General features: G+C 32.9%; 9 protein-coding genes. 5 read left to right on the forward strand and 4 right to left on the reverse strand.

What is annotated here, in order from left to right:
- Positions 1-29 precede the first annotated feature (29 nt).
- Together BC952_RS13105 and BC952_RS13110 are read left to right on the forward strand one after the other, a co-directional pair.
- Positions 30-1,880 carry an ABC transporter ATP-binding protein gene (locus BC952_RS13105; RefSeq protein ID WP_121366078.1) on the forward strand — a complete coding sequence of 617 codons (1,851 nt, stop codon included), beginning with the start codon at positions 30-32 and terminating at the stop codon, positions 1,878-1,880.
- 86 nt (positions 1,881-1,966) lie between these two features.
- Positions 1,967-2,668, forward strand: coding sequence for a hypothetical protein (locus BC952_RS13110; RefSeq protein WP_121366079.1), 702 nt, complete (start codon positions 1,967-1,969; stop codon positions 2,666-2,668).
- Between the two features lie 11 nt (positions 2,669-2,679).
- Here BC952_RS13110 and BC952_RS13115 read toward each other — a convergent pair whose 3' ends face one another.
- The 3 genes from BC952_RS13115 to BC952_RS13125 form a co-directional block, all read right to left on the reverse strand.
- Complete coding sequence (locus BC952_RS13115; protein ID WP_121366080.1) at positions 2,680-3,402, reverse strand: hypothetical protein; 723 nt, start codon at positions 3,400-3,402, stop codon at positions 2,680-2,682.
- 110 nt (positions 3,403-3,512) lie between these two features.
- A complete protein-coding gene (locus tag BC952_RS13120; RefSeq protein ID WP_121366081.1) occupies positions 3,513-5,981 on the reverse strand; it encodes a TonB-dependent receptor in 2,469 nt (822 codons plus the stop codon).
- A 12-nt stretch (positions 5,982-5,993) separates the two neighbouring features.
- A complete protein-coding gene (locus BC952_RS13125; protein WP_121366082.1) occupies positions 5,994-7,691 on the reverse strand; it encodes a M23 family metallopeptidase in 1,698 nt (565 codons plus the stop codon).
- A 174-nt stretch (positions 7,692-7,865) separates the two neighbouring features.
- Here BC952_RS13125 and BC952_RS13130 point away from each other — a divergent pair, with 174 nt between their 5' ends.
- The 3 genes from BC952_RS13130 to rny all read left to right on the forward strand — a co-directional run bounded on the left by BC952_RS13130 (position 7,866) and on the right by rny (position 10,231).
- On the forward strand, positions 7,866-8,156 hold the full coding sequence (locus BC952_RS13130) for a hypothetical protein (protein WP_121366083.1): 291 nt from the start codon (positions 7,866-7,868) through the stop codon (positions 8,154-8,156).
- Positions 8,157-8,164: 8 nt separating this feature from the next.
- On the forward strand, positions 8,165-8,458 hold the full coding sequence (locus BC952_RS13135; RefSeq protein ID WP_091171592.1) for a cell division protein ZapA: 294 nt from the start codon (positions 8,165-8,167) through the stop codon (positions 8,456-8,458).
- A 207-nt stretch (positions 8,459-8,665) separates the two neighbouring features.
- On the forward strand, positions 8,666-10,231 hold the full coding sequence (rny, locus tag BC952_RS13145) for a ribonuclease Y (protein ID WP_121366084.1): 1,566 nt from the start codon (positions 8,666-8,668) through the stop codon (positions 10,229-10,231).
- A 107-nt stretch (positions 10,232-10,338) separates the two neighbouring features.
- On the opposite strand, the gene BC952_RS13150 is transcribed toward rny, so the two are convergent.
- On the reverse strand, positions 10,339-11,865 hold the full coding sequence (locus tag BC952_RS13150) for a PAS domain-containing sensor histidine kinase (RefSeq protein WP_121366085.1): 1,527 nt from the start codon (positions 11,863-11,865) through the stop codon (positions 10,339-10,341).
- Positions 11,866-12,041 lie beyond the last annotated feature (176 nt).

Below are 12,041 nucleotides of genomic sequence, written 5' to 3' on the forward strand. Positions count from 1 at the left end.
CGGGTCTTGATGACAAAAAAACAACTTAAATGGATTCAAATTTCAAAAAAATTATTCCTTTCACAATTCCATATCGTTCTCATGTGATTTGGAATGTCATATTCAATATTTTTTACGCACTGTTTAGCACCTTGTCGTTTATTGCATTAATCCCAATGATGGATGTACTTTTTGGTACTAGTGAAAAAATCAATAAAAAACCTGTTTTAGAGTCTATTTTTGACATCATCAAATTTTCTAAAGAATACTTATATTACAACATCACACTTCTGACAGAAAAGAATGGTCCTGAATTCGCCTTACTGTTAGTTATAGCCATAGTAAGCATCACTTTCCTATTTAAAAATCTATTTAATTACTTAGCATCTAATCATTTGATGCATCTTAAAAATGGCGTATTGAAGGATTTAAGAAATTCGATGTATCACAAAATCATTAACTTACCTGTTTCCTACTATTCTGAAAAAAGAAAAGGTGATATTATGGCTAGAATGTTAGGCGATGTAAATGAGGTTCAAAATTCTTTTTTTTCTATCTTAGAATTAATTGTTAAGGAGCCAATGACCATCGTATTCACGCTTGTTGGTATGATTGCAATAAGTTTCAAATTAACTTTGTTTGTCTTTATTTTCATTCCTCTTTCAGGACTATTAATATCAAAGATTGGTAAATCCCTGCGCAGCAAATCCGAAAAAATTCAATATGAAAACGGCTATTTAATTTCGATTGTAGAAGAATCGTTATCCGGACTAAAAGTTGTTAAAAGTTACAATGCCGAATCAAATTTTAAACAAAAATTTAATGATTCAGTTACCCGAGTTTTAAAACTGTCCAACAGTATAGGAAAAAAAAACAACTTAGCTACACCTTTGAGTGAGTTCTTAGGGATCATTACTATTTGTGTATTGCTTTGGTTTGGTGGAAGAATGGTACTTGTAGACACATTACCTGATGGAAAAGCATTACTTGATGGAGCAAAATTCCTAGCCTACATGGGTCTAGCGTACAACATCTTAACTCCTGCCAAATCCATTTCTAAAGCCTCTTATTCGGTAAAAAATGGACTAGCAGCAGCCCAACGTGTTTTTGAAGTTTTAGAAGTAAAAAATGAGATTACAGATAGCGAAAATGCAATTAAAAAATTAACCTTTGAAGACAGTATAACAATAAAGAATATTAATTTCAGATACGAAGACGAGAACGTTTTAAAAGACTTTTCACTTGAAGTTAAAAAAGGTCAAACAGTCGCTCTTGTAGGGCAATCCGGTAGTGGAAAAAGTACCATTGCCAATTTATTGACTCGTTTTTATGATGTAAATGAAGGCACAATTGCTATCGATGGAATTGACATCAAAGACATGAACCTGCACTCTCTTCGCAATTTGATAGGATTAGTGACTCAAGACAGTATTTTATTTAATGATACTATTAAAGCTAATATTTCTCTTGGAAAAATAGACGCAACTGATGAAGAAATTGTTGCAGCATTGAAAATTGCCAATGCCTATGAATTTGTAAAAGACTTGCCATTAGGAATTCATACTAATATTGGCGATAGCGGAAACAAACTTTCCGGTGGACAAAAACAACGTTTATCGATTGCCAGAGCTGTTTTGAAAAATCCTCCAATTATGATTTTGGATGAAGCCACTTCAGCATTGGATACGGAAAGTGAAAAATTCGTTCAAGTAGCTTTAGAGAACATGATGCAAAACAGAACATCGATTGTGATTGCGCACCGTCTTTCCACCATTCAAAAAGCAGATTTAATTGTGGTGATGCAAAAAGGAAAAATAGTCGAGCAAGGAAAACATGAAGAACTTATTGCAATGAATGGCACGTATAACAAATTAGTGACCATGCAATCTTTAGAATCATAATTTACGATTGTATGTTTTTGATTTAAGATATTTCTTCAAGTGTAAATCTTTGAATAATTTTATTTTTAATTTTTTAAATCTAAAAAATGTACATTAACAATCCAAACATAAAGCTTCCTGAAGATCCAAATACTGTTGTTTGGAAATACTTGGACTTATCTAAGTTTTTAGATTTATTGATGTCTGGAAAATTATTCATGTCGCGATCCGATAAATTTGAAGATCAATATGAAGGCACTTTCAGCGAACCTACTTTTGAGGAAATAAAAAAACTTTCCATTGACAATCCTGACTTTTTAAACTATTATAAAACACATCGGGAAAAAGTAGCGATTAGCAGCTGGCATATCAATGAATACGAATCGTTTGCCATGTGGCAGATTTTCACGCAAAATAGTGAAGGCTTGGCAATTCAATCCACAATTGGGCGTTTACAGGAATCGCTTATTCCTGAAATAAATTTCAAGCAATATATCGGAGAAGTAAATTACATCGATTACAAAAAAGAACACATTCCGTTTGACGATATGTTTTTTCCTTTTTTATTCAAACGAAAGAGTTTTCAGTATGAAGGCGAAGTACGCATCATCACTGACATTGGCGAAAGCGATATTAAAATCAATGAAGGATTGAAAATCAATGTAAATATCGATCAGTTAATCGAAAAAATATACATTCATCCCAAATCCGAAAACTGGTATAAAAATCTGGTCATTCAATTAGTGAAACAACTTGGATTCGATTTCACCATTGAAAAATCAGACTTAGAAAGTGATATTTTGATTTAAAACCAATCTAATTAAACTGGCTCGTAACCAATTATTTTCCATTCCTTTTTTGACAAATCAATATAGTAATAATTCACCACATCTTTCTTATCAAATTCGCCATTTTTATTGGTATCCTCAACAGTTCTGTAGTACAAACGATTTTTTGAACTAATCAATTTCCAGTCGATTAATTCCTGAAAATCATAGGATATCTTCGTGAATTTCTCGCCGCTGATTTCGCTTAAATACAATGCTTTTATATCACTTGTGTCTAATCTTCCGTCTTTATTCGTATCCATATCAACCATCGTATACACCATAATCTGGTTATTGGTTTTATCAGCAACTGACTTCAAATACGTAGCTGTTTGAATCAAAACAGGTTTGTCTGTCAATTTTCTGATGGAATCCGAATCAACTTTTTGAAATTTCAAATTCTGCAAAAAACCGGTAATTTCAAATTCGCCATAATTAGATATAGTAAAACTCAAATCATTCACGCTGGAAGAACCATATCTCGATTTTATTCCTTTCTCACGAATGCTTAAATCCGCAACAGGATGAATCAAATAATCCGTTCCTTCCATTTGAAGTGGCAAATCGGCAATTTGTATCTGACTTGAATCAGCTTTCGCAATTTCTTTTGCTCTGCTCGTTCCATCGTAAGTAACTTTTGGTTTTTCAACTTCTTCCTTACAACTCGTTAAAAACAAAATTGCGATTCCTATTAATGTAATATGTAGCTTTTTCATGTTATTGTACTATTAAAATTCAAATGTAATCATTTTTAAAAATGGTAATGGCATTCGATACTTGATTTTAACGAATTAAAATTGGGTTAAACTTTAGTAATTCTGAACGATTATAACTTCGCAGTAAGCTTAACATTAAAAACTCGTGTTGTCATATAATTGGGAATTGCATATTGATTTTTAGAATATACATCCCGAACCCAAGTATTTGTAATGGCATTTTGATTGTCAAAAAGATTAAAAATTTCCAATCCTATCGCCAACTCTTTAAAGTCCTTGAACCAACCCGTATCCTTTTTTACTGTAGTGTTATCTATAAAAACTTTAGAGAAACCCACATCCACTCGGCGGTAATCATTCAATCTGTTTTGGTACAAATAAGGATCAGCATATGACGGTGAACCGCCTGGCAATCCGGTATTGTAAAGTAAATTCAGATACAATTTTATACTTGGAATATTAGGCATATAATCTTGAAACAAAAGCCCAAATTTCAATCTTTGATCTGTAGGTCTGGCAATATATCCTTTGTCATTGCTGTTTTCTTCTGTTTTCAAATAGCCAAAACTAAACCACGATTCCGTTCCGGGCACAAATTCTCCGTTCAAGCGAACATCCAGTCCTTGCGCATACGCAGTTGCATTATTATTGGCTGCGTAACGAATGCGAACATTGTCAATCGTATATGTATTAACATCTGTCAGCGATTTATAATACAACTCCGAAACCAACTTGAAAGGACGATTCCACATCTTAAAACTATAATCATTTCCAATAACAACATGCACCGATTGTTGCGCCTTGGTATTGGGTTGCACCATTCCATCCGCATCTCTCAATTCCCTGTAAAATGGCGGCTGATGGTACAATCCTCCCGAAAGTCTAAAAACCATATCTTTCTGCCAATCTGGTTTTATGGCAAATTGTGCTCTGGGACTAAAAGTAATTTGGGATTTCCCAGTTAAAGCAGAACCTAAGACCTCCCAATTGTGAAAACGAACACCTGCATTATACCAAACTTCATTCGACCCAATATTCGATTTTAAACTCCATTGACCATAACCTGAAAATCTATTGATAGAATTAAAATTAGTCGCTCGGATATTTTGATACGGAACAAGCGGTCCGGTGTAAGGCGAATACGGCTGATCATTTTTTGGCAAATCAATAATGGGTGGATTCAATGAAAAACCAGCTGAATCAATAACCTCCCACTCTATTATTCTATCCCGAATAGATTCTCGTGTATATTTAATTCCCCATTCAAATTGGCTTTCTTTCCAATCGTGAAAACCTTTTATCTCCGTGTTTACAATCAAGGCATCCAAATCGTTTCTAGCATGACTCAGCTGCGATCCAATTCCTCTCGTAAAAGCAACTTCTCCAAAAGTTTCTGATCCAATACTGGAATCCACTTCTCCTAATCGGTATTGAGCGAAAATATCTAAATATTCTTGTTCTAAAGTATGAAAAACAGAACTGATAAATTTCAACGTAAAATTATCCGAAACATTGAAAGTTGTTTTTAAAGCTCCAAAATACGTATCGTATTTGTCCTTTTCCTGACCTTCATAAAAAACAGTCAGTGCCATAGGATTATCTATGGTTCCAAAATTAGTCTGTCTGGTTAATGGCTGATATTGGTATTTATTTTGAGAAATATTTCCCAAAAAACTCCACTGCCATTTAGCCGATGCTTGATAATTTACATTGGTTTGAATATCCGCAAAGGAAGGCGTAAAATTCGTTTGAGTTTCTTGACTTTTTACTAACAGGCTGTTATTTCGGTATCGAACTCCTGTAACCGCTGACCATTTTCTATTCTTTGACACCGCATCAACGGAAAGGCTACCGCCTAGAAAACTCGCTTCAAGGCTTGCGCCAAATTTAAGCGGTTTTCTGTAAGTAATATCTAAAACAGAAGACAATTTATCTCCAAACTTGGCTTGAAAACCTCCTGCCGAAAAATCAACATTTTGCACTAAATCCGTATTGGTAAAACTCAGCCCTTCTTGTTGTCCCGAACGAATAAGAAACGGGCGATAGACTTCAATTTCATTTACATAAACCAAATTTTCGTCATAATTTCCACCACGCACAGCGTATTGTGTACTCAATTCATTATTAGAATTTACTCCAGGTAAGGTTTTTAAAATGTTTTCAATTCCGGCATTTGCTCCAGGAATTTTTCGAATCATTTCGGGCTCAATTGTAGCAACACCCTGAATCAACTTTCGGTTATTCGATGTCACAATAACTTCTCCCATTTGTTCCTCCTGATCACTCATAACAGGATTGAACTCCTTTTGTTCATTGGAATCCAAAGAAAAAATTATAGTTATTTTTTTTAACGAGACATGTGTAAAAACTAACGTTACATTTTGGTTCGCGGGAACTTTTATATCGTAAAATCCATTTTGATTGGATTGAGTACCAATACTCGAATAAGAAACATTTACATTTTCTACCGGTTGATTGTTTTTATCTAAAATAACTCCTTTTATTCTAGCCGTTTGAGCCAATAAAGGTAGGCTTGCAAAGCAAAAAAAGAAAACAAAAATTAATTTATTAGTACTCAAGTGATTTGGTTTTTATTTTTTTTGGCTTCTAAAAAAACGAGTTTCAAAGGTAGTTGAATTTCCTACATTATCAATCACCACAACTTTTAAATCATTTGCACCATCAGTGGCAATTCCATCATTGAAATAATGGGTTAGTTTTCTGGTTTTGTTATCATATTCAAATAAGATCCATTTTCCGTTTAAATAGCCATTATATGATTTTATACCTGACACGTCATCGTAAATAGAAAGCTGAATTGTTTTTTGCTCGCTGATCCATTTCCCTTCTACAGGAATGGCAATACTTACTTTTGGCGCAACCGTATCAGAAACCAAAGCATATTTTCCTAAAATTTTAACTTTTGTATTGAATACGCTGTCCTTTCTATAAGTTGGATTATAACTTACTTTTTTTCCTTCGATTCTACCAATGAACATTTTTTCTCTTTGCGCTTCAGTCGATTTTATATCTTCAATTGAAACCGTAAAATTAGTGTGAGCAGGAACCGTGTCGTCATGCAAAAACAACGTATCATTTTTTACATCAAAATTCAAATCAAAATCTTCGTAAAAAGTTCCCGCAGGAAAGAAAACCGACATATTCGATAAAGCAAAATTGCTGTCTTTATTAGCTTTTATAAAATAGTTCGATTGCATTGGCTCAGGACTTATTATTGTAGTCAATAAATCATATTGAACAGGAATGGCTATTGTTTTTTTATTTCCAAAGAAATCAGAAACTTCTATGCGATACAGCGAGCCTAAATTTGGCGTTACCTGCAAAACACCTTTGTTTTCATCGGCCTGAATAAAGCTCAAATTATAAGGTGTTTTCATGAATAATTTCTGAACGCGTTGTTGCATTTTCTTATATCGCGAGTAATCAATTAGCGCATTGATATAGCGCATATCATCAAATGAATACGTGTTGAATTCATATCCAAAATTTGGTTTTCCGTTATAAAAAGACTGCACTTTATACACTCCATTATTATTAAACGAAACATCATCTGTGTCATAAGCCGAAATACCAAAACCGATGGAACCATTTGCAACAACTTTGTCTGACAAATAAGTTCCGTCTTTTTGTAAAGAAACATTCAGTAATAACGGCCGTTTAGAATTATTGACCGTAGTTTTTGAATCCAAAGGATATACGTAAACTCCAGATATGATTGGTTTTTTCGTGTCTTTTAAAAATTTATTAAATCCAAAAAGCATCGGATTAATGATAAACTCCGTTTTAGAATCCCGAAATTCAAAATGCAGATGTGGTCCTTCTGAAGCTCCTGTATTTCCAGAAAAAGCAATAATTTCTCCTTTTTTCACAACCATTTCATCTGGCTTCAAAAACATTTCAATTTCAAATGATTGTTCTTTATAGTGCGTTTTCTTGATGTAGTTTTCTATTTCACCATTGGCTATTTTTAAATGCCCATAAACGGAAGTAAAACCATTAGGATGGTTGATGTAAATTGTTTTTCCGTTGCCAAAAGTAGATATCTTTATTCTTGAAACATAGCCATCGGCAACGGCATACACTTTTAATCCTTCTTTTTGTTGCGTTCTCAAATCAAAACCGGCATGAAAATGATTGGGTCTTAACTCTCCAAAATTCCCCGATAATTGCATCGGAATATCTAAAGGAGATCTAAAATAATCTTTTGGATAGTCAACCTGTGCAAAAACAACAGTACAGAAAAATAAAAAATATATAGAAAATCTCATGGTTTACATTTTTGCTAAGATAAAAAAAAGTATTTAAAACATGCTTGAAAAAAAAATTCATAACCATTTGTCCAACTGATATTTAATTTATTTAATGCAAAAAAAATAATAAAATATTGCAAAATTAAAAAGGAATACTAACTTTGTATGATTATGTAATGAATAGGATATATAATGAGTGCAATTGCAGAAATTATTGATACTCTTGAAAATAAAGTCGAAAAACTTTTTATTAAAATGAAAAGTTTAGAGAAAAACAATCAAGATTTGACAACCGAATTAACAAAAACTGCATCCATAATACAAACTCAGTCACAAGAGATTGAAGCGCTAAAAACGCAATATGAAACACTCAAAGTAGCAAACACATTACTAGGCAGTGACGATAATAAAAGAGATACGAAGCTTAAAATAAATTCATTAATTCGCGAAATTGATTACTGTATAGCACAGCTATCAGATTAATAAAAGATATGGACGAAAAGCTTAAAATTAAAATATCAATAGCAGACAGAGTCTACCCATTAACGGTTGATCTATCACAGGAAGAAGGCCTTAGAAGCGCTTCAAAAAAAATTGATAAGATGATAAAGCAATTTGAAGAAAATTATGCCGTTCGTGACAAACAAGATGTTTTGGCAATGTGTGCCTTACAATTTGCCTCACAAACGGAACAAAAACAAATTGATAATACCATTGATGGAGAAGCAACCATTGAAAGAATTAAAAAAATCAATGCGATTTTAGATCAATATCTCGACAAATAAACGTTCTTTACAAAAACTAAGATACTGCCTACATTAGTTCACATTTGGTAAACTCAACACTAACAATTTAGAATGAGCAAATCATCGTTACTATAGCAAGCCAATTCAGTTTGGAAGCTTGAACAACGAGTTAGCTCAAAACTTGTCTTTTCGAGTTTATTCAATTCACTCTAATGTAGGCTTTTTTATATATAAATTTTAAAAACCATGGACAACATATTAACGATTATTATTTCAGGAATTATAGGCATTGCGGGAGGTTTTGGTATCGCCAAACTGATAGAAAAAAGCAATATTTCAAACTTAATTAAAAATTCAAAAAAAGAAGCAGCATCCATTTTGAAAGATGCAAATCTGGAAGCTGAAAACATAAAAAAAGATAAAATTCTTCAAGCAAAAGAGAAATTTATCGAATTAAAATCAGAACACGAACAAGTTATTTTATCCCGTGATAAAAAAGTTGCTGAGATAGAAAAAAGAGTTCGCGATAAAGAATCTCAAATTTCTAACGAATTATCAAAAGCTAAAAAAGTAAATGATGATTTTGAAGCAAAAACTTTAGAGTACACCACTAAAATTGAAAATTTAGATAAGAAACAAGCTGAAGTTGACAAATTACATAAAAGTCAATTGCAGCAGTTAGAAGTTATCTCTGGTTTATCTGCTGAAGAAGCTAAAGATCAATTAGTAGAAGGACTGAAAGCAGAAGCAAAAAGCAAAGCAATGTCTCATATTCAAGACACTATTGAAGAGGCAAAATTAACAGCACAACAAGAAGCTAAAAAAATAATCATCAATACCATTCAAAGAGTTGGTACAGAAGAAGCAGTAGAAAACTGCGTTTCGGTATTTAACATTGAATCTGACGATGTAAAAGGTAGAATCATTGGTCGTGAAGGTAGAAATATCCGCGCACTGGAAGCTGCAACTGGAGTAGAAATCATTGTAGATGATACACCGGAAGCTATAATACTTTCTTGTTTTGATCCTGTACGTAGAGAAATTGCACGTTTGGCATTACACAAACTGGTAACTGACGGAAGAATACATCCGGCTCGTATTGAAGAAGTAGTTGCAAAAACTGCTAAACAAATTGACGATGAAATTATAGAAGTTGGTAAACGTACCGTTATCGATTTAGGAATTCACGGATTACACCCTGAATTGATTAAAGTGGTAGGACGTATGAAATACCGTTCTTCTTACGGACAAAACTTATTGCAACACTCCCGTGAAGTTTCTAAACTTTGTGGAATCATGGCTGCTGAACTTGGCCTAAACGTAAAACTGGCTAAAAGAGCTGGTTTATTACACGATATTGGTAAAGTTCCAGATGCCGAAAGTGATTTACCTCACGCATTATTAGGAATGCAATGGGCTGAGAAATATGGTGAAAAAGAAGAGGTTTGCAACGCTATTGGAGCGCACCACGATGAGATTGAAATGAAATCATTACTATCTCCAATTATTCAGGTTTGTGATGCTATATCAGGAGCACGACCAGGAGCAAGAAGACAAGTATTGGATTCTTACATTCAACGTTTGAAAGATCTTGAAGAAGTAGCTTATGGATTCAGCGGTGTGAAAAATGCTTATGCCATTCAAGCCGGTAGAGAACTTCGTGTAATTGTGGAAAGCGAAAAAGTTTCGGATGAAAATGCCGCTAACTTATCTTTTGACATCTCACAAAAAATCCAAACGGAAATGACCTATCCAGGACAAGTTAAAGTAACTGTAATTCGTGAAACAAGAGCAGTGAATATTGCTAAATAATTTATTGAATTTTACACATAAAAAAACTTCTCATCACTGAGAAGTTTTTTTTGTACTATAAGCGAATCACTTTAAAAGATATTTTATTGCATATAGAAACCCGTTAATTAATCATTCAAACTCTCGTTAAAAGTGATTTTAAAAGTAGTTCCTACTCCTACTTCACTTTCGACTGAAACCGTACCTTTCATCGATTCAATCTGGTTCTTTGTTATGTATAAACCAAGACCATGGGCTTCCTTATGATTGTGAAACGTTTTATACATCCCAAAAAGAGAATCACCATGTTTTTTCAAATCGATGCCCAAACCATTGTCGGAAATTGATACCGTTTTCTTCCCGTTTTCTAATGAAAAAGTAAATTTTATAACAATTGGTTTTTCTGGATTTGAATATTTTATGGCATTTGTTGTGAAATTCAACAAAATACTTTCTAAGTAGGCTGGATTAAAATCAACAAAAACACCATCCGGAATATCATTAATAATAGTGACCTGATTCTGATTCTTTAAATCTCGAATCAAATCCAATGTCTTATTTAAATATAAATTCAACTCTAAAGATTTAATTGGAATATTCGAATTGCTTTGTATTTGGACTAATTGAGTTAAATTTACTATCGTCTCGTTTAAGTCATTCGACACTGTTCTCAGATGAGACATCATTTCTTTATTGGTCTCTAAATCATCCTCAGAATCAATAAAATCTAATATCGATTTGATGTTTCCCGCCTGAGTATTTAGATTATGGGATACAATATGTGAAAAATTTAATAGCCTACTGTTTTGCTGACTATATAATTCCATTGTTTTTATTAACTCTAATTCTTTTTCTTTTTGGGAGGAAATATCGGTGTGCGTACCTATAACTCGAAGTGGTTTCCCATTATTGTCACGTTCAATGACTTTCCCTCTGTCCAAAATCCATTTATATTTTCCACTTGAAGTTAAAACACGATGGTAATTTTCATAAAAAGGCGTCTTATTGTCTAAATGATCCTGAATTTCAGAATAATATTTTGCCAAATCATCCGGATGCACAATTTCATCCCAACGTTCCGGATTATCAAAAATATCCAACGATTCCTGTTCGAGGATTTTCATCGATTGCGAAGAATAAAAAACTTTATTAGTTGTTAAATCCCAATCCCAAACTCCTGCTGTTGAAGCTTCAAGAGCAAATTTAAAACGTTCTTCAGAAATTTTAAGTTTGGTTTCCTGTTCTTTTAAATCGGTTATATCAGAAATTCTTCCATAAAAAGCAACATTCCCATTCGGATACAACTCTGGTTTAGAGGAAACTTTTAGCCATCGTAATCCCTTTTCAGGTAATAAAACCCGAAACTCAAAATCCCATCTTACTATATTTCTTTTTGCATCTACCAATGACTGAAAGAAAGGCAATCGGTCCGCTTCAAATATCCTTTCATAGACTTTGAATTTGTCATTATCCGAAAAATGATCTGAAGACAACTCAAAAAAATCCATCACCGATTTACTCACTATCGGAAATAAATAGGTATTGTCAGGAGCAATAATAAATTCAAAAATCAAATCTGGAATTTCTTTTAATAATTTTGTGTAAAAATTATTTATCTCTTGGCAATTTTCGTTTTGGGAAAAATCAAAAACCATAACAACTTTTCATATCATTTATATAGGATAACAATTTATAGTATATTTTTAATTTAACCATTAAAAAAATATATAATAACACAAATTTAATGAGATTTTAAGACAAATGATTAGAAATCCCATTTTAAGTTCAATCCATGACTCTTTTCATTCTTCAATAATCTGAAATGTAAATG

The organism is Flavobacterium limicola (assembly GCF_003634755.1).
Taxonomy (GTDB): Bacteria; Bacteroidota; Bacteroidia; order Flavobacteriales; family Flavobacteriaceae; genus Flavobacterium; species Flavobacterium limicola.

What these genes read in the sequence shown, in the direction of transcription:
- BC952_RS13105 (WP_121366078.1), top strand. Translation starts at nt 30, where the DNA reads ATGGATTCAAATTTCAAAAAAATTATTCCTTTCACAATTCCATATCGT.
- BC952_RS13110 (WP_121366079.1), top strand. Translation starts at nt 1,967, where the DNA reads ATGTACATTAACAATCCAAACATAAAGCTTCCTGAAGATCCAAATACT.
- BC952_RS13115 (WP_121366080.1), bottom strand. Translation starts at nt 3,402, where the DNA reads ATGAAAAAGCTACATATTACATTAATAGGAATCGCAATTTTGTTTTTA.
- BC952_RS13125 (WP_121366082.1), bottom strand. Translation starts at nt 7,691, where the DNA reads ATGAGATTTTCTATATATTTTTTATTTTTCTGTACTGTTGTTTTTGCA.
- BC952_RS13130 (WP_121366083.1), top strand. Translation starts at nt 7,866, where the DNA reads ATGAGTGCAATTGCAGAAATTATTGATACTCTTGAAAATAAAGTCGAA.
- BC952_RS13135 (WP_091171592.1), top strand. Translation starts at nt 8,165, where the DNA reads ATGGACGAAAAGCTTAAAATTAAAATATCAATAGCAGACAGAGTCTAC.
- rny (WP_121366084.1), top strand. Translation starts at nt 8,666, where the DNA reads ATGGACAACATATTAACGATTATTATTTCAGGAATTATAGGCATTGCG.
- BC952_RS13150 (WP_121366085.1), bottom strand. Translation starts at nt 11,865, where the DNA reads ATGGTTTTTGATTTTTCCCAAAACGAAAATTGCCAAGAGATAAATAAT.